At 41.3% G+C, this 17760-nt stretch carries 14 protein-coding genes; 7 read left to right on the top strand and 7 right to left on the bottom strand.

Translation table 11 applies throughout. The annotated features are described in order from the left end of the window. The first annotated feature begins 8 nt into the window (after positions 1-8). From DLM75_RS17050 to DLM75_RS17065, 4 genes are all read left to right on the top strand, one after another. Positions 9-2807, top strand: coding sequence for a TonB-dependent receptor plug domain-containing protein (locus DLM75_RS17050; protein ID WP_118969719.1), 2799 nt, complete (start codon positions 9-11; stop codon positions 2805-2807). Positions 2808-2923: 116 nt separating this feature from the next. Continuing rightward, complete coding sequence (locus DLM75_RS17055) at positions 2924-3736, top strand: Lp29 family lipoprotein (protein ID WP_118969720.1); 813 nt, start codon at positions 2924-2926, stop codon at positions 3734-3736. 1 nt (position 3737) lies between these two features. Then, positions 3738-4829, top strand: a complete 1092-nt coding sequence (locus DLM75_RS17060; protein WP_118969721.1) for an AraC family transcriptional regulator — start codon at positions 3738-3740, stop codon at positions 4827-4829. A gap of 132 nt (positions 4830-4961) precedes the next feature. Further along, positions 4962-5390 (top strand): DUF4345 family protein, encoded by a 429-nt coding sequence (locus DLM75_RS17065; protein WP_118969722.1) that lies wholly within the window; start codon positions 4962-4964, stop codon positions 5388-5390. Positions 5391-5433: 43 nt separating this feature from the next. Here the strand turns inward: DLM75_RS17065 and DLM75_RS17070 are convergent, their stop codons facing one another. From DLM75_RS17070 to DLM75_RS17085, 3 genes are all read right to left on the bottom strand, one after another. Further along, positions 5434-5985: a hypothetical protein gene (locus DLM75_RS17070; protein ID WP_147456653.1), complete on the bottom strand. Its 552-nt coding sequence runs from the start codon at positions 5983-5985 to the stop codon at positions 5434-5436. 373 nt (positions 5986-6358) lie between these two features. Further along, entirely contained in the window at positions 6359-6913 is a 555-nt protein-coding gene (locus DLM75_RS17075) for a hypothetical protein (RefSeq protein WP_118969724.1), read from the bottom strand. A 628-nt stretch (positions 6914-7541) separates the two neighbouring features. Further along, positions 7542-8528: a hypothetical protein gene (locus DLM75_RS17085; protein ID WP_147456654.1), complete on the bottom strand. Its 987-nt coding sequence runs from the start codon at positions 8526-8528 to the stop codon at positions 7542-7544. A 584-nt stretch (positions 8529-9112) separates the two neighbouring features. On the opposite strand from DLM75_RS17085, the gene DLM75_RS17090 reads away from it, so the two are divergent. Both DLM75_RS17090 and DLM75_RS17095 read left to right on the top strand, forming a co-directional pair. Next, positions 9113-10318: a phospholipase C/P1 nuclease family protein gene (locus tag DLM75_RS17090; protein ID WP_241547975.1), complete on the top strand. Its 1206-nt coding sequence runs from the start codon at positions 9113-9115 to the stop codon at positions 10316-10318. A gap of 683 nt (positions 10319-11001) precedes the next feature. Then, positions 11002-12576 carry a flavin-containing monooxygenase gene (locus tag DLM75_RS17095; RefSeq protein ID WP_118969728.1) on the top strand — a complete coding sequence of 525 codons (1575 nt, stop codon included), beginning with the start codon at positions 11002-11004 and terminating at the stop codon, positions 12574-12576. A gap of 16 nt (positions 12577-12592) precedes the next feature. Here the strand turns inward: DLM75_RS17095 and DLM75_RS17100 are convergent, their stop codons facing one another. Continuing rightward, the gene (locus tag DLM75_RS17100; RefSeq protein WP_241547967.1) at positions 12593-13162 is read right to left on the bottom strand and encodes a DUF1564 family protein; all 570 of its coding nucleotides are present in this window, start codon (positions 13160-13162) and stop codon (positions 12593-12595) included. Positions 13163-13295: 133 nt separating this feature from the next. Between DLM75_RS17100 and DLM75_RS17105 the strand changes: the two genes are divergently transcribed. Then, positions 13296-13832 (top strand): Pycsar system effector family protein, encoded by a 537-nt coding sequence (locus tag DLM75_RS17105; protein ID WP_241547968.1) that lies wholly within the window; start codon positions 13296-13298, stop codon positions 13830-13832. Between the two features lie 74 nt (positions 13833-13906). Here the strand turns inward: DLM75_RS17105 and DLM75_RS17110 are convergent, their stop codons facing one another. The 3 genes from DLM75_RS17110 to DLM75_RS17120 are packed head-to-tail and all read right to left on the bottom strand — an operon-like array spanning position 13907 to position 17176. Next, complete coding sequence (locus DLM75_RS17110; protein WP_118969729.1) at positions 13907-16267, bottom strand: DNA polymerase domain-containing protein; 2361 nt, start codon at positions 16265-16267, stop codon at positions 13907-13909. Next, on the bottom strand, positions 16260-16529 hold the full coding sequence (locus tag DLM75_RS17115; protein WP_118969730.1) for a DUF8156 family protein: 270 nt from the start codon (positions 16527-16529) through the stop codon (positions 16260-16262). Before DLM75_RS17115 ends, DLM75_RS17110 begins: the two co-directional genes overlap by 8 nt. An 8-nt stretch (positions 16530-16537) precedes the next feature. After that, positions 16538-17176, bottom strand: a complete 639-nt coding sequence (locus DLM75_RS17120) for a hypothetical protein (protein WP_118969731.1) — start codon at positions 17174-17176, stop codon at positions 16538-16540. Positions 17177-17760 lie beyond the last annotated feature (584 nt).

Here is a 17760-nt window from a genome sequence, read left to right on the forward strand (position 1 = left end):
TAGCGACCATGGGCAAATCGTACGGTAAAGATGGATTTCAAGATCGAAAAACAGATCGAAACCAAAGGATTCTTTTATTTTCACTCGCGCTCTTGTTGAGTGCTACAAGCGAGGTATTATCGCAAACTACCGCACGTTTAAAAATATTGGCGGCTTCTAAGACGGATCCGCCGAGGGAAGTTTGGATTCGAGGGGAGGGCTATTCTAAAATTCTTTCTTTTTCCGATCAGACAGAACTCTCCGTTGAATTGCAACGTCGCGGAACTTACGACGTTGTACTTACTTTTCAAAGCGGTCGAATGGAGCAGAAATCGATTCGTGTTGATTCCGATCAGGAACGCGTAGAATTCTTACCAAAACGAAAGTTCGACTCGGGTATCAACGTAGTCGGAAAGAAGCCCGACTTTCCGCCGAGTTATACATTAAATCAAGAAGACGCCATTCGAATGCCGGGCGGTTTCGGAGACGCATTGAAAGCGGTTCAATCTTTGCCCGGAGTGACTCCGTTGTATCAGACTTATACCGGTTCCAGTTTTCAGAACGCGATTCAGACGTTTAACCAAAAATCGACCTCGAGCAGTCCGGACAAACCGAACGGAGAGCCAGGTTTTCTCGTGATGAGAGGGGCGGGGACCAGGGCCAATCAATTCTATTTCAACGGACTTCCGATGAGTTATCCGTTTCACGCGGACGGTTTGACGTCCGTAATCAGCAATCAGGCGATCCGTTCTATGGAATTGTATTCCGGTTCTTATTCTGCGCGTTACGGCTTCGCAACGGGAGGAATTATCAACATTGAAGGATTTCAAAAAAGAGACTCCAATCTAAGAGTGGCACATTTGAACGCGCTCCTTACGGATGTATACGCATACCATAATATTACAAAAGACTTAAATGTTTCCGTTTCCGGGAAGAAATACTATCCAAACGTTGTTTTCGGAAAAATTCCTCACCTGATCCCGACGGAAACTTTTTTGGCGGATTACAACGATTATCAGGCGAGAATAGGTTGGGATATCAGCGACAAACATTCGATTTCCTTTCAGACGTTCGGCGCAAGAGACAAACGATATCCTTTTAAGGAATATAGTCAATATACACCGAAGGAAGCCGGTCGATCCGCATTTCAGCCCCCATCCGATAATGCGAGATTGAATCGCGTTTTTAGGACGGACGGGTTTCAGCATATTTGGAAACCGACGAACGCGATCACCAATACTTTCAATGTTTCCAGAAATTACTTCAATGAAATCACGGAAAGCGGTCTGGATACCTTGGTTTTGGATTTTTCGAAAAAGACAAATCCACTTTCCCTTTTTGAAAGAGTTCACACGGTACAAAACGAATACTTTAACGATCTAAAACAGTTGGAAAATATCTCCGAAATTGAGTTGCTAAAACGAAATTGGAAAATCGCTTTCGGTGGACAATATCGGGAAGTAAATGCGGGTTATAAGGGAAAGATCACGCAGTTCAATCCGGATCCGTTTTATAACTTTTATCATAAACTATTGCTCTCGTCTCCGGAGACAACGGCGATTTTGGAAGGAGATTCGGTGAATACGAGACAGATCGGTTATTTTTTAGAGAACAAAATAAAGATCAAAGATCTAAACGTAAATTTGGGAATTAGGAGGGAATACTACGATAAAGAAAAGGTTTGGAAAACCGCCCCAAGAATCGGAGTCAGTCAAGAGATACCTTGGACCCAGTCTCGCATTTTTGCAGGTTATGGAAAACACTTTCAGGCGCCGGTCGACGTTAGTCGTTATTCGGCGAAAACAGGGAATCCAAATTTGAAAATGGAGGAATCGGACCACGCAGAAATCGGATGGGATCAAAAGGTCGGGGCTCTTTGGAATGTGAAAGTGGAAGGGTATCACAATACGTTTTCCAATTTAAGCGTCGCCGATCCGTTCGTAATGGATCCATTCTCAAGAAATCGGGATCTCGCGCGGGAGTCGTTGGATCCGAATGTAAATTCTTCCTTGTTTCGTCCGAATCATCTGAATTATTCCAACTCGATGAACGGCTTCTCTAAGGGTGTGGAGCTTTTTATTAAGAAAGAACCGAGCACAGACTCTGGTTTTTACGGCTGGCTCTCTTATACGAAGTCCGTCACGAAAAGAAATCGAAATCTTCCTGAAATGACCGACCAGCAATACGCCGCTTGGTCAGCACAAAGTTCTTCAAAAGAATTGCTTCATCAGGAGGATACGAAGCACTATTACGCGAATTATTATCGGGATGGAAGTTACGATCTTCTTCTCAAAAACTCTAAGGAAGAATTGTACGACTTCGACAGAACTCACGTTTTTACGATGGTGCTCGGCTGGAAGTTTTCGGACAAGGGGCAGATCGGAATAAAAACGACCTACTTAACGAATTATGCATATACTCCCGTATCTGGTTCGGTCCAGACTACTTTGAATCAAAGCATCAGCGAAGCATTTCCTGATCTACCTCCTCTTTCCTCGAGCGGAAGCGGGAGTAGTTCTTTGCCGGTGTATAAGCCGATTTATTCGGATATGCATCGTTCGGCGAGGCTTCCTCATTATAAACAATTCGACATCCGTTTTGATCGATTCATTCACACGGATTGGGGAAAAATTACACTCTATTTGGAGCTCGTGAACATCACGGGAAATCGGATTGCCTCCGGACCCGGAACTTTTGTACCGATTCTCCCCCATGTTCCCGGCGCAAATCCTCAGACGCAGTATATGTATATCAACGGTCAACAAGCATTGCAGACGGATAAGAATAAGATTCCGTATTTGAATTTCGGAATCGAACTGCGATTTTGAAAAAAATTGACTCAAAGAGAAATCGATTTTCTTTTTGATTGCAAAGAAGAATCGTTTTACTGATTCTAATATTAAAGGAAGGTTTCGATTTTTGAAACCTTCTTTAAGAAAAAATTATGAAAGATCAGCAAAGCTTCCGATTCTTCTTTTTTTTATTTTTGTTCCTTCTGAATTGTAATTACCACTATTACGTCCAGAAAAGTCCAGCCGAGTCCGCGATAATTCCGAATCTATCTAAGGGAAGAATTGTCTATATCGGTTTTCGTCCGTTTTCCGCGGAATTGACTACTTCGAACTCTCAGGAAAGAATTTATACGGCCAATCTGGTTTATCCAGATCGAACCGTTCCCAAGTTTCAGAACGGATTTTACGCATCGGACTTGAGGTCTTTCGGTTTTAGAAAAGACGTTCCTTCGGAAAAAGTTAAGAAGTTTGTGAAGGATTATCTGAACGAAGTGAAAGAGAGTGGAGTTTTGGAACTCACCTATGTTACGAGTATAGAAAAAAAGGGAGAGGAAAGAATTTACAAATTAAAGGACGTCGGCGCGGACTATTACGTCGTTGGCATTCATAATCCTGCTTTTCAATCAACGAAAAATTTTGCCGGAAGTTTTGTTCAGCTTTTTTCCTCGATCTTCTCCGTCATAACTTTCGGTTTGATCCCGAGCTATGCTTCCTTACAAGCAGAAACGGAAATTAAGATATATGATAAAAATTTGAATCAACTAACGACGATTCAATACGATAACGGATATTCGGTTTTAGGAGCGGTATGGGCTTCTTCCATTCCGGAAGAATGTGGTAGAATGGGGTGTAACGCCCTAAAACAGGTGAGTTCGCCTCCTAAATTCGTTTACCAAGATTTGGGTCCTAAGATGGAATTGGATATTGTAACCTTTATCCAATCACATCCTTCGTATCGTAGATGATATGATTTACTTGGATTGGTTCGGGAATGCGTTTGCAATTTTCGGCGGGTTCTTGGCCTTTCTGCTCGCGGTCCCGGACCTTCTTCTCCCCAAGAGGACCAAGTTTCAAACGTATTTTTCGATCGTCTTGATTCTGATCGGCGTCTTACAACTGTTAAACGAGATCGTCTTTCAAGGAGTTTTGCGGGATCCGTCCATCTATCTTGCTTTCAGTCTTCCTTTTCTTTTTACGATCGGTCCGGTTGCGTATCTCTCCATTCGAGCGATGGTTGAGGAAGAATTCCGATTTGGAATCTTCCCTTGGATTTCTCTTCTGCCGGCTATTGTGGTCGTTTTTCCCATTTCTATTTTATTCTCAACGGTTCGTTTTTTTCCTTGGGATTTTCCTTTCTCGGAGCTCAACGAAGCGGAATGTCTTTTCAAAGCGCTTTATTTGGTTTCGGCCTTGTATTCTTTTTATTACGGGATTTTGATTCTTCGAATTTTATCTTCCGTTCAAGAAAAAAAACTCAAACTTTTAATCTGGATTTCTTTTATCGATTTTTTCTTCGTTTCCATTTTTGGTTTTTTGGGAATTTCCGTTGAATTCTTCTTTCTGAAAGTTTCAAGTTGGGTTGTGACGCTCGCGTTGTGTTTGGTTTATTACGTCAGGAAAAAATATCCGGAGTTTGAGGAGACGATTCATGTCGAACTCGTAAAGGCGAAATATTCCCGTTCTCGGCTTGGAGGATTGGAAGTGGATTCCATTCTCAAGAAACTTGAAGTAATGATGAAAGTCGAAAAGGTCTTTCAAGACGAAGAGATTTCTCTTTCCTCCGTTGCAGAGAGGGTTTCTCTTACCACTCATCAGCTTTCTGAGTTGATCAATCGTAAACTCAACAAAAGTTTTTTTATCTGGTTGAATGAATATCGAATCGAAGAGGCAAAAAGACTTCTTTACGAAACGGATAAGACCGTCATCGAAATCGCTATGGAGGTAGGATTCAATAATCGTTCTTCTTTTAACGAGGCCTTCTTAAAATTCACGCAAAAAACTCCGGTGGGCTACCGCAAATTTTCAAGAGAGGACGCCACATTTTTCACTTCTTCTTAGAAAACGCGATTTCCAATAAAAGACTTCCTAATCCTTTTAAAAAATATGTAAGCCGTTATAACTCCAGTCGATGGGCTTTCGAAAATGGGGTAGACTGTCTTTCGTTACAAAACTTCAACTAGGATGATAAGAATGCAAAACGACAATCTTACGATAACTCGATCCGTCGATCAGGATCGAATTCTTTCCCTCATTTCAAAAATTTTTCTCCTCATGAACATCGCGGTGTACGACGCCTTCGCGATCGGTTTTTTCTTGATTCCGCTGAAATTGGCTTCTTGGATCGGAATTGAACTGCAAACAACCGCGGCCTTAGCCGATTTTCGCGCTATGTATGGCGGACTTTGTTTCGGCATTGGAATCGTTCTCGTTCTTGCTCTCTTTCGGAAGGAATGGCTTTCGAGTGGACTTTTACTTTCCGTTACTACGGCAGGCGGTCTCTTGTTAGGAAGGCTCTATACCCTTCTTTGGGACGGACCCGGGAACGAATACATTTACATCAGCATGGCAATGGAGATCGGCGCCGTTTTGATCGGAGGTTGGCTTTTAAAACGTTCCTAAAGAGAAAAACTTCCCTCGACTTTGAACGAGGGAAGTGAACGGATTACTGTTTCCTACAACGTGCTCGAAATGAAACAGTTGTATCCGGCGGGTTACCGCCCTGACCGTTCAATTCATCCGTAACTGGACAATCGATCAATTGGAGATCGTAGACCGTCGCCGAATTTTCTTTTACGGTTGCTGTACAAGAGCCGGCAACTTTGTTTTTCCCTGCCATGTAGACACCAATAGTCGTATCGATGTCCATCTGAGAGCCACCGGCTCCGATGGTTATCGTGTTCTTGGACGGATCAATATTATGTACGTTTAATCCTGGAGGATACTCTGCGGCGGATTGACCGATCGTAAAGCCGCCGCCTACCACTCCTGCTGTGCAAATTAGAACGTTCGTTAATGTATATTGAACGTCTCCTAATTTCAGGCTGGCCGTGTTCAAGGCGGGTTGGGGAAGATCTACTGTTTTCTGTGTTGCGGCTAATGCGAGCAATGGCGTCAAATCTTCTTTTTTGTCCTTCTCGCAGTTCGAAAAACTCGTAAACGCGCCGATCATCAAGATCAGGGTCGCGATTTTTAATTCTATTTGCATTGTCTTCAATGGGAAACTCCTAAAAATGTTTGTTGGAGCGGAAGAATCCTTCTGTAGTCTATTTTTTTTCAGAGGAAGTTTGCTCCGCGTCGACATGAGCTCGATTTCAATTTTCATATTACTCAAAGATAATTTGGGTTTTCGAAAATCAGAATTCCGATTAATCCTAAATGTCTCGAGAATCGAAAGGTCCAATTTGTTTTGAGATTTCTCTTGAATCTTTACGTATTTTTCAAAGTCTCTACGTTAGAATCTACATCGTATTAAATTGGATTTCGATATTCTTATGATCAGGCGAATCGAGGCAATTTTGTTTGGTACAAAATTTGTGACTGAAAAGAGACGAAACTCCCCTTTAAGTCCTTAAAGGGGAGTATGAAAATTACTGTTTCGTACAACGTACTCGGAAGGATGCAGTTGTATCCGGCGCGTTACCGCCCTGACCGTTCAATTCATCCGTAACTGGGCAATCGATCAATTGGAGATCGTAGACCGTTGCCGAATTTTCTTTTACGGTTGCTGAACAAGAGCCGGCGACTTTGTTTTTTCCTGCCATATAGACCACTCCAGCGGCTTTGTCGATATCCATTTGGGATCCTCCAGCGCCAATCGTCACGGTAGATTTCGTAGGATCGATAGCATGCACGTTCAAGACAGGAAGTACGTTCGGGAGTTGGCCTATGGTGATTCCAACGTTTGCGATTCCCAATTTACAATCCTGAAGATCGGCGAGAATAAAGGTCTGGTCACCGAGCTTTAAAATCCCTGTGTTGTTCGCAGGTTGAGGAAGGTCAACAGTTTGACTAGAAACAGCGGCTAACGCTAGTAAAGGGGTCAAATCGTCTTTTTTTTCCTCTTTGCAATTCATCGCACCGATCAGAAGTCCGATCATAAGTAGTATCGAGGTGATTTTTATTTTGGTTTCTTTTAGTTTCAATGGGAAACTCCTTATTGTATTTGCATGCTCAGAACGAAATCATTCCTTTTTATATTCAAATGATGTTCGTTCCAATTTGTAGTCAGGTTGGTTTTCATATTTTTATTTTTCAAATTACTCAGAAGATCCGGATCTCGAAAATTCGGAACGATACTCTCCAAACGGAAACACAGAGTTCTCATTTTGCGATTTACTCATTCGCAAGCTATGCTTCAACGCAAAGGAGAGTAACGTTCTTTTTTTGGTTTCGTATTTGCACTCTGGTCTTACAGTTTGAGTTAACCGATTAGGATTTTAGAATTTTCATGAAAAATCACATAATTTCTATTTGGTGAGTTGTTCATTCCGTTATTTCTGGGCTTTGTTCCTTTTTGATGTTTCTTTTTTTTCTTAAACCGAGAAAAAATAATTCGATATGCAATGAACTCTTTCCAACTGAGATTCGGATTCTTTTTAGAAAATTTAAAATTTGAAAAAATAACTCAGATATTGGAAAGAATTGTCGCGGTGACTGTTAACGTGATTTTCTAAAGGGATTCTGAAGTAGAATTGAATACGATCGAATTACAAGAAAAAGTTAGAAAAAGTTTCTCATAATTCGATTTTGTACGCAGGGAAAATTCTAAAATCAGTGCTGATTTGTGATCAATTGAATATTTTCAGGGTAGAGCGGTTGTCCAAATTGGGCTCCATTTGAATTCTTATAATATTGGTAAACCGCTCCTGTATACAGTTCGTTTTGTTCTATCAATGCACGAGGAATACTGAAGTCGCCGATTCCGGTCATTTTCGCGAATAAAAATTTTCCCGTCGCAAGCGGAGTGATATTCGCGGTCTCATCTTCGATTTTACAAACTTCATATAGCCAAAGTACGATTCCGTTTGCGTCCGAGCTTTGTAATCCGAAGTAGGACTCGTAGTCGTTTGTCGTTTGTGCAAAAATGGATTGTGGTGACGCAAGTGAGGAAACGAGGCCGATTCCAAATTTAGAAACGTATGCGCATTGATTGAATCCCCCGTTTTCCTGACAGTCGACTGTGATTTGATTGGGGGTGTTTCCTCTATCTCCATTTAGATCATATTGGAACGTCCATGTTGCGTTTTGAATGCTTGATCCGTTAGTCGCTTTTGTGACGTTCTGGACAATAACTTTGTATTTGGAATAAAGTTCTCCTTTGCTCGTGGAGACAAAACGAATCGATTTTGAATCCGGATAGGATATCGTTCCTGGAACTGGAACTTGCGACGAATTTTGAAGCAAGATCGTTCCCGATGAAATCGCTTCCTTGTATACGATATTGATTTCTATCGGATCCGAGACAGAGATCCGTTCCAGTTGAAATGTTCCATTAGACTGACAATTATTCGACTGAAAGTGAATTCCTTCTTCCGTGTATGCCGATCGAAATTTTCCGCGATGTGCGGGAGATATGGATTGAACCTCTTGCGGGATCACGGAATCGTCCTGATTCAGATTCGGATTGGAAGAACTGAAAGCGGGGCCTAAAGCAAGAAGTGCGGCGTCGTTCTCCTTTTTTTGATTTTCAGTTCCGCATTGGATCAAAAAGAAGAAAAGAAAGAAAATTCTTAGTTTAGAAGAGAGTATGTATTGCATTTTGCTGTCCTTTGGAAAGAGCGTTAGCTCTCTTTGTTCTTGAAAGTTCATTGTATTCTGTGATCGATGAGTTCTTTTCGATTTTTTTGAATCCGCTGTACAGAGCACTTAGAATTTCCAATGGATGAACGGCATTCATTCCGAAAAGTCGTCTGTTGATTCCTTTATTTTTGCTGGTTGGGTCTTTTTTAGAGATCGCATTTCATAAAAAAAATATCAAAATCGAAAACTTTGTCCTAATTCTTAATCGGGAATCTTGGGCGATTGTTAAAAGTACATTCTTGGATAAACGTTATCGCCTGTTTGCGTAGATTTTGGATGTTTGGCAATTACAAGGAAAAACGAGAATTTAGTTCTTTGATTGCATTCGTTCCGTTTCTCCGGATTTTTGGAGGTAAGAACTGAGAGAAACAGAGAGAATTATGATTCCAAATAGAATACGCGATTCCTTCCTTCGGCCAAAGGCTGAATTTCCTAAAAAAATTAATCTTCCCTTTGAAAGGATTTGGCAAAAGGTGATCGCACTTTTCCTAATTCTTCTTTTTCCCGGATCTTTGTTTTCTTGGGGAACTCATTATCTTGTTATGGACCGTGCTTTGGAACATCCGAGTATGAGTTTTACTTCGCAAGAGGTTATGTCGGAATCTCTTGATTCTTTCGTTAAGAAGGAAAGGGATTCTCTTAAAATTTTGTTTGATGAATTCGCGGAATGGGAGCGGGCAAGAGGTTCGAAGCGATTTCAAAAAGTCGAGTTCCGTCCCGATCACGCGAGCGTCTTAGAATTTTTACGCGCGGCTCGTCTCAATCCTGCGACAAAATTCTTAGATGTGGAGAGAATTCTTCCCAGTAATCCGATGAGACAAGGGAACGTTTTAGCTTCTTCCGTTTCTCCTTATCTTCCCGATACGCCCGAATTACCCGCGAAATTTATTTCTAAGAATGGTGGAAAGATTCGGATTCGTTCCCTTCTTTTCACTTATATCGATGAACCCGACTGGGGAATGGATCATAGTCTTTGGGGAATCTCAGAATACGGTTATGGTAAACAACCCTATGGAAAACCGGATGGAGAAAGTAGTAAGGCGCCGTTTCACATGCAGTTTCAGAATGAGAATTGGCTTCTTTCTATTTTTGCTCCGGAAATCGTGGAAGGCGGAATGATGTTGGATCGTATCGAATTGTTTTCCCGACTTTCTCGCTTAGCAGGAAAAACAGGACACGATTATTGGAAATATCGATTTGCCGCTTGGGCCTGTCATTATATCCAAGACATCGGACAACCTTATCATTCTAAAGCGGTTCCTGACGCGGGATTCTTTTATTACGTCCGTTTTGTTTTTTCTTCTAAAGATGCAAAAAAAGTAATGAAAGCGAGAACAACTCAGTTGGTTTCGAACCGTCATTTTCTCTACGAAGATTTTGTTTCCTACGGCTTGATTCAGTTTTATAAAGGCCCGACTCCGGTGACTTCCGCTCTCACCGGCTTTTTGACAAAGGAAGTCGAGGGTTTTCCGCAGGCATCGTCTAACGAAGATTTAATGAAGTTCGTCGGAAAGAAGGCTTCTTCCCACGCGACGGATATCAACGAATCAATCATTGATACATTTAGTCCGGAGTACACAATGAATCCTGAATATGATTTAGAAAAAGAACTCGGCACCAAAATGAAAGAAATTTTTCCGACCTTGGATCCGAAACGAGCCAACCAACTATTGGAAGAGACGGGGCGTGATTTTTCTCTCACTGGCGTTGCGACCAGGGAAATTCTTCTTTCTATCCTAAATCACTAGAACGGATTTTTGTTTTCTCTTCGCGGTTGTCCTTTTCAGTGAGTGGACGTGAATTTTGAGAAAACGAGATTTTGTGAGGGAGTTTTGTAGGAGTTCCTACGTGGTAATTTTTATTTGCGAGACGTTTGATTTTGTGATAAGGGAAATCTCCCGGTTTTTTCCGCCCCCCACCCCTCCACCCAAAAATAGGGTGGGGCGCGCGAGGTTTTTACGGACGATTGTCGTAATTCCGACGGAAACTTGATACAGTAAAGATTTGCTTTTCAGGCGAACATTCTTCTTTGGAAAGGTTTTGGGTTTTCGTAACATTCTTATTTTTTTTTCGTTTTTTTTTGGCCGCTCGATCGGCGGGGCAAAGCGCCATTTATTGGCATTTTTGTTCCCTTTGAGAAAAAAGTCCTCAGGATAAGACGAGGAAAAAATTTTTGGAAAGAGGAAACTTTTCAGCATCCTGAAATCTTTCGTAAAATTCCATTCTCTCCTTTTCGAACCTCGCTCGAAGGAAAAAAGTGACACCTAAAAATTCCTTTCCGATTTCGGAATCGATCAGGTAATTCCAGTCAAAAATCATAAGTCTGGTCGAATCAGATTTCCTTTCCTGATAAGATTTTTTATTCGAAGAAACGAAAGGTTCCGTTTTGGGATTTTTCTAAGAGTTCGAATCTAATTTGGAGAATTGGGGAATGGCTCAGAAATTGAAAGAAGAAAAGTTAAAAACAAAATCATCCGGAACTCAGACCTTGGAAGCAATTATAGTCGGTACCGGCTTCGCAGGTCTTGGAATGGGAGTGCGTCTCAAAGAGAAAGGAATTCATTCTTTCTTAATCCTCGAACAAGCCTCTGGAGTGGGTGGGACTTGGAGGGACAATCATTATCCCGGTGCGGCGTGCGATGTTCAGTCGCATCTTTATTCTTTCTCTTTTGAAAGAAATCCAAACTGGTCTAGAATGTACGGTCTTCAATCGGAGATCTTAGAATATCTCAATCATTGTACGGATAAATACGATCTCCGACCGCATATTCATTTTAATACTTCAGCGGAATCCGCGATTTTTGACGAAAAAAACGGGTTTTGGAACGTGAAGACTTCGAATGGAAATTCTTACAAAGCAAAAACTTTGATCAACGGTTCGGGAGGTTTGAGCCGTCCTGTTTTACCGGATGTTCCCGGTCTTAAAAAGTTTAGAGGAAAAATGTTCCACTCTGCGAGATGGGATCATTCTTACGATCTCAATGGGAAGACGGTGGGAGTGATCGGAACCGGTGCAAGCGCGATCCAGATCGTTCCTGCCATTCAACCGAATGTGAAAATTTTGAATCTTTTCCAGAGAACGGCACCTTGGGTAATCGCGAAACCGGATCGTGCAATTTCGAATTTTGAAAGAGGACTCTTTCGATATTTCCCGCCGGCTCAATGGCTTTTTCGAATGGCGATTTATTGGATGTTAGAATTTAGGGTGATTGCCTTTACCGTTCATCCAGGTCTTATGAAGATTTTAGAATTCTTTGCAAAAGGTTATATCAATAAGAATGTAAAGGATCCGATTCTTAGAAAAAAAGTGACTCCTAATTTTACGATCGGCTGTAAAAGAGTCCTTATTTCGAATGAATACTATGGTGCATTACAAAAACAGAATGTGAATGTAATTACGAGCGCGATTCAGGAAATTAATGAGAATGGGATCGTCACTCAGGATGGAGTGGAATATCCACTCGATGCTTTGATCTTAGCGACAGGGTTTCAGGCCGCAGATGCGATGTCTCCGTTCGAGGTGAAGGGTTTGGGTGGATTGGATTTGAATGACGCTTGGAAAAACGGAGCCGAGGCGTATCTAGGGACTACAGTTTCAGGTTTTCCTAATATGTTTCTGATCGTCGGTCCCAATACCGGCCTCGGTCATAGTTCTATGGTTTTGATGATCGAATCGCAGATCAATTATACTCTTCAATGTATTCTTTCTCTACGGAAGAAAAAATTGAAATTCATCAATGTTTTGAAGGAAGCTCAAGATCGTTATAATCGAAAGATTCAAGCGCGTTTGGAAAAGTCGATTTGGAATACCGGAGGTTGTATGAGTTGGTATCGTACGAAGAACGGAAAGAATACGACTCTTTGGCCTGGTTTTACTTTTGAATTTCGTCTAAAGACAAAGTCTGTAAATCTTTCGCACTATGAGATCGCGAAATCGGACGATTCCCTGGAACGCCTCGGTTTGGTCTCGAGAATCGCGATGATTTTCGGCGGAATCTTTCGTTAGAAGAGAGATTTTGTTTTTAAGAGGTCTCTCGAGTTCGATATCTCCGGATCGTTTTTAGATGTTCGGGGGTGAATTTTAGAATTCGGGAGATCTTATTTTGAAACCGGTCGTACTGGAGGGTATAGCTGTAAGAGTTGTGGAGGGTGGGAACACCCACCCCCAGGACTTCACGAATGGACTCGCCTACGTCGAGGGAGTCCAGCCAGAGGATATAGTTGAAGAGAAAACTCTTAGAGACTCCATGGGCATCGGCGAGGACACGGAGGAGCTCCCAGTTTTCCGAAGCGATTCTCATATTTACTTTTATTAGCTTTCCTTCTCCTCTTTGGTACATAACTTTTTTCGCTCTTGGATTGAGGCGTCTGAGAGAGACGAGATATTTTGTGTACGTTTCCAGGAGAGGCCCGACGATTTTCGGAAGATTCTTTCTCTCTAAATCCGTGAGTCTTTTAAGGAAAGATTCTGGAATCAGAATCGATTCCACATTCTTTTTACTACCCGTTAAACGGGAACTCGTCGAAGGCGTTGCTGAAATCAATATCCCCATACTCTTCACGGTTCTGGAAAGGAGCAAAAGGAGCTTCATTTTGAAGATTTTTTCCTCCTTTTTTTTTAAAAAAAATCCTCCCGCCTCTCCGTGAAAAGTAGGAACACCCACTAATATCCGTTTTACAATTCTACCCCCCTAATAGATTCAGTAAGAAAGAAATTTTTAGAACATGCAGACAGAATACTTTTCCACAACGAAAGCCAGATCCTCCGTCGATTATCTACTCAGAACCGTCCACCAACATCACGTCCAATTGAGTCTCATGGCCGATCAAAAGGCGAATATATTGATTGCCGCTTCTTTTGTTATCCTTTCCTTAGCGCTCGGGTTTTTGCAACGAGGGACGTACGTCACCGGGATGATCATACTCATGGCGTTTGTTGCGGTGGCGGCGTCTTTGGCGATTTTTGCCGTGATGCCCTTTTCGAAACGTGATAAACTAAAAAAGAAGAATCCATTGTTTTTCGGTGATTTTGCTAACGACGACGAAGAAACATTCTTTAAGAATATGGAATCTTCTTTAGAATCGGATGCATCCCTCTACAAGGCGATATCCTTCGATATTTATCAGATGGGAAGAAGTATCTATTTTACAAAATATAGATTCATACGATGGAGCTACCGATTTTTTCTGGCTGGATTTTTTATCGGAGGAACTCTGATCGTATTTGAAAGCGTCGGTTGGATCCCCTCCCTCATACGTTAGAAAATAAGAATCGAACTTCGTTTTAAAAAAGATAGATTTAAAACGAATTGGGAGATTTTAGATAATAAGTGTTCTCATGAGCTTTGTCTCTTTTCTATCAAGAATTTTTGATATTCTTCCCAGTAATGATCGTCAAACGGAAGCCATCTCTGTTCGTCGATCAGAGAATCGAAGTCTTTAAACGAAGCAAACTCCGACCAAATCTCTCTAAAAACGTTTGTAAGAAGTTTCCTATAGAAAGTTTTATCCCAGTGGATTTTTTTATTCTTACTTATAAAAACCGGAAGGGCCTCTTCCGGAAGATACCATTGGTCCTTACTTTTGGAATTTCGATTGAGTACTAAATATCGGATTTTTTCACCCGCTTGAACTTCGATCCCTAATTCCTTGAGGCGAAGAAGCGAAAGTGAGGTTGCGCCGTGTACTTCGTATTCTTCCAGATCTTTCGAAGTGGATCTTCTGACCAAAAGTTCTTCGAGAGGAACTTTCTCCGTTTTGAGTTGATTATCATAACGATCGAAGATCTGTAAGATTTCCTTTTCCGAATCGATCAATTCTTGGATCGTAATTTTTTCTCTCATCCATTCCAACATTTCCTTTTGAGCGTTCCTAATAAAGACGGGAATGTCTTTTCTTCTGGAACCGATTCCTCTACACTTTAACTTTCCCGATGAAAATCTTCCCATGTATCGGTTTGCAACAGGCATCTTCGGATCTTGACTGGACGACGGAAAAAGAAGCCAAGTATAAATCCCGTCGACATCGATTTTAACGGAAGTCTTTGCCGTTATTTCGGCGCAGAGAGAATCTAATTCTTCTTGAGAGAACGAAGAAGAATCCTCTTTGCGGATAAAAAGGCTGTCGGTAATCGCGTGGATAAAAACATAACCTCTTTCCTCCGAAATCTCCTTGGCGGTTAGAAGTTTTTCTCTTGCGAAAGCGTTTACGCTTTCGTGACTTTCCAATCTTCCGAATTTTGCGTTTCTGTATCCAAGATAACCGAAAGAGGTGACCAACATCCACTTAAGACTGGATTGTTTGAGTTCGCTTTCATAGAGTTTTACTTCGTCTTTTGTTTGTTTTACTATATTTTTGTAATGTGCTCTTCGAACCAGAACGTGTTCCAAAGCCTCCGAAACGATTCCTTTTCGTTTGTTACATATTTTGTATCCTAAACTCGGAACTACCGGAGTTGTTTTGTCGTTCTCGCAACAGGAACAGTTTACACATTCAGGAGAAATGTTATGGAGAACCATGATGCTCGGGTACATTTGTGCAAAATCCAATTGTGCTACGTTTTCAGCGGTCATTCCGAAGCTGATGTCCGGCTGAAAGACAAGTCCGCCTTTGTCCGCTTCTAAAAGTTGAAGGGCGGTTTTCGGAGATTCGATCGCGCTCTTTTGCCAAGGGACGAGATACCCTCTTCTCAAGGCGACGTCCGTTTCAATCGCGGTCAGGGCTTTCCCCGTCGAAGCTCTTGCCATCTTTTGAATTGGAAGACGAGAGAGTCTTGCTAATTCGACAATACCCAAAAGATCCGCTTCTTTATGAACAAAGCTATTTTCCGAATCGATATGCCAACGTCCAAAAAGAGGGTAAGAAGGAGCTCGAAAAACGATCGTGCCGTACGTATTAAAGCTAGTACCTTTCGTTTGAATATTTCTTCGAATCGGACTCGCTCGGTCCCGATCGAATGCGGGGAAAATTTTAAACTTTTGAGCTTGAGAGAATAAATACGGGAAGATGATCTGATCACCGTAAGAGGAGAGAATGATATCGGGATCCTCTTCTTTGAGAAGAGCGTCGATCTGAGATAAAAGTTCTTTCGGATTCGAGCCAGAGAATTCCCAAGACTTGTCAAAAGTTCGAAATACGAGAGAGTTTTTTTTCATGTCGAGTCTATGACTCTGAGAAAGTCGCATAGAAAGAATTTTGAACTTAGGGACATCGTAGTCTAAATTTTCGATTTCATCGAGGGCTATTATCTCGTGAATTTTTTTTCCGTCCCTTTCTTCCGAATAGGAGAGTCGCACTTTGCACAAAGGAAATAATTTTTTTTCAACGAGATAGCTTGTTGGGACTTCGATGTCTGAATGAAAGATGTCGAATTTTCCGTAGAGCGCATAGAGTTTTCTGGAAACCTTAGACAAAACGGAAGGACGAGCGATCGTAAGTTTGAGGACGGAGACCGTCTGATTTTCATAGAAGAGATTTTTCTCCTCGTAGGTCGGGATTTCCGCGAGCGCTCTGAGTTGATAGAGTCTTTGTACGAGTTTTTTAAGAAGAATTTCATCTCCCCTGGCATAGATGACCGGCTGATAAAAATCGTAAACGAGAAGAGGTTCTCCTTTACCATTGAGAATCCAAATATGTATTCTATCTTCTATATGATAAATATCGAATAGAGTTCCTTCGATCCAAATCGTTTCAGCCATCTCCTTTTAAAACCTTGGTCGAAATCATTTCCTGCTTTAACTTTTGTATTTCCTTTTTTAGATCGATCATCATGGTTAAGAGCATCGTATCGATCGGGTAGGGCGCGGATGCCATAACCCCTGCCTGAACTTGCAACTTTGCGGTCCGTATGAGATCGTCGAAAACTTCTTGATCCGGTTTTCGAAGTCCTCTTCGAAATTCAAGAAGACCGGATTCTACTTGTTGCATTTGTCTGGAGTAAGGAGTGACTGTTCTACCCATAAGCGCTTTTATACCTCTCTGTTTTCTTCCAAGGACTCAACGGAAGGAATCGACTTCTTTCTAACTTTGAGATAAGAAAGTTGATTTTCAATTTTCAGTTCCCAAAGATCCGAAGACGCGTTTGCTAATTTCGGAAAAAAATTCTGAAACGTGGGATGTTTGTATTTCATCGATTCGATTACGAGGATTGGAATATTTTTCGAATGAATCGTTTCCAAAATCAGCAACATCTTATCCAAAAGAAATCTTCCTTCTTCCTCTTGAACGTCTCCGTCGAAGAATTGTTTGCAAGGCGCTAAGAGAAAGTAGATCGTGTTTTGCGAGTTCCGGTTTGCTATGTTTTTTAATGCGTCCAAAATCTGATAAGGAGTGAACGCCCTCTGGACAAAAATATTTTCCAGTAAGGACTCGGGAGGAATTCTTCTCTTTCTTGTTTCGTCGGTGATTACGAACGGATTAAAACGAATTGCACAATCCAGATTGAAAACTTTAAAACCGGAGACCGCAAACGCGTATTCCCATTGAAGTGCGAGATGAAATACCCCGGACATTCCCGTGAGCATACTCAATCCTTTTCGATTCCAGGAAAGAACCGGTTGGTAAAGGTTTGCACCGGGTGTTTGGCGCTCTGCTGTTTCCAAAAACATAAATACTATTCTAATGATAAGTATAAATTTGTAAAGCAAAATGTAGGATGAAGAAAATGATAATTCGAAAATATGTCTTATAAGATCGGAAATTCGTAATTTTAGCAAAAGAGAAGGAGTGGATGATTATTTTGTTTTGGACCTTTTTTCCGGATATCCTTTTCGGAACGGCGATTTGCTGGATAAAATTCTTCTCATTCTAAGAAGAATTTGGAAATAACAGAGAATCTTCCGAAATTTTTCATATAAACAATCGGAAGAGTTAGTATATAATAAAAATTGAATATATTGTGCGTTATTGGAGTCATTTTTCGCGTTTGAAAGACGCTTTCGGAGAATTGATTTTCATTTCGATTGAATTTCTTGATTTGAGAGCGACTCTTCAAAGAATCCTTTTTCCTATTCGGGGCCTTTTTCCGGATTCTTCCTATGAATTGTAGGACAAGATGAAGTTTGGTTTTTTGAGAATGAAACAAGTCGATTCTCTCTTTCCGAAAGGATACCGAATCTGTCGGCGATCGGTTTTTTGTTTTCGATCTTTGGGAAACGTTTCGTAAATTTCTCCCAACAAAATTCCCCTTCGA

It is taken from the genome of Leptospira stimsonii, assembly GCF_003545885.1.
Lineage (GTDB): Bacteria > Spirochaetota > Leptospiria > Leptospirales > Leptospiraceae > Leptospira > Leptospira stimsonii.

Excerpts from the sequence above, each read along its gene's own strand:
- DLM75_RS17050 (WP_118969719.1), top strand. The coding sequence starts at position 9 with ATGGGCAAATCGTACGGTAAAGATGGATTTCAAGATCGAAAAACAGAT.
- DLM75_RS17055 (WP_118969720.1), top strand. The coding sequence starts at position 2,924 with ATGAAAGATCAGCAAAGCTTCCGATTCTTCTTTTTTTTATTTTTGTTC.
- DLM75_RS17060 (WP_118969721.1), top strand. The coding sequence starts at position 3,738 with ATGATTTACTTGGATTGGTTCGGGAATGCGTTTGCAATTTTCGGCGGG.
- DLM75_RS17065 (WP_118969722.1), top strand. The coding sequence starts at position 4,962 with ATGCAAAACGACAATCTTACGATAACTCGATCCGTCGATCAGGATCGA.
- DLM75_RS17085 (WP_147456654.1), bottom strand. The coding sequence starts at position 8,528 with ATGCAATACATACTCTCTTCTAAACTAAGAATTTTCTTTCTTTTCTTC.
- DLM75_RS17090 (WP_241547975.1), top strand. The coding sequence starts at position 9,113 with ATGGACCGTGCTTTGGAACATCCGAGTATGAGTTTTACTTCGCAAGAG.
- DLM75_RS17095 (WP_118969728.1), top strand. The coding sequence starts at position 11,002 with ATGGCTCAGAAATTGAAAGAAGAAAAGTTAAAAACAAAATCATCCGGA.
- DLM75_RS17100 (WP_241547967.1), bottom strand. The coding sequence starts at position 13,162 with ATGAAGCTCCTTTTGCTCCTTTCCAGAACCGTGAAGAGTATGGGGATA.
- DLM75_RS17105 (WP_241547968.1), top strand. The coding sequence starts at position 13,296 with ATGCAGACAGAATACTTTTCCACAACGAAAGCCAGATCCTCCGTCGAT.
- DLM75_RS17110 (WP_118969729.1), bottom strand. The coding sequence starts at position 16,267 with ATGGCTGAAACGATTTGGATCGAAGGAACTCTATTCGATATTTATCAT.
- DLM75_RS17115 (WP_118969730.1), bottom strand. The coding sequence starts at position 16,529 with ATGGGTAGAACAGTCACTCCTTACTCCAGACAAATGCAACAAGTAGAA.
- DLM75_RS17120 (WP_118969731.1), bottom strand. The coding sequence starts at position 17,176 with ATGTTTTTGGAAACAGCAGAGCGCCAAACACCCGGTGCAAACCTTTAC.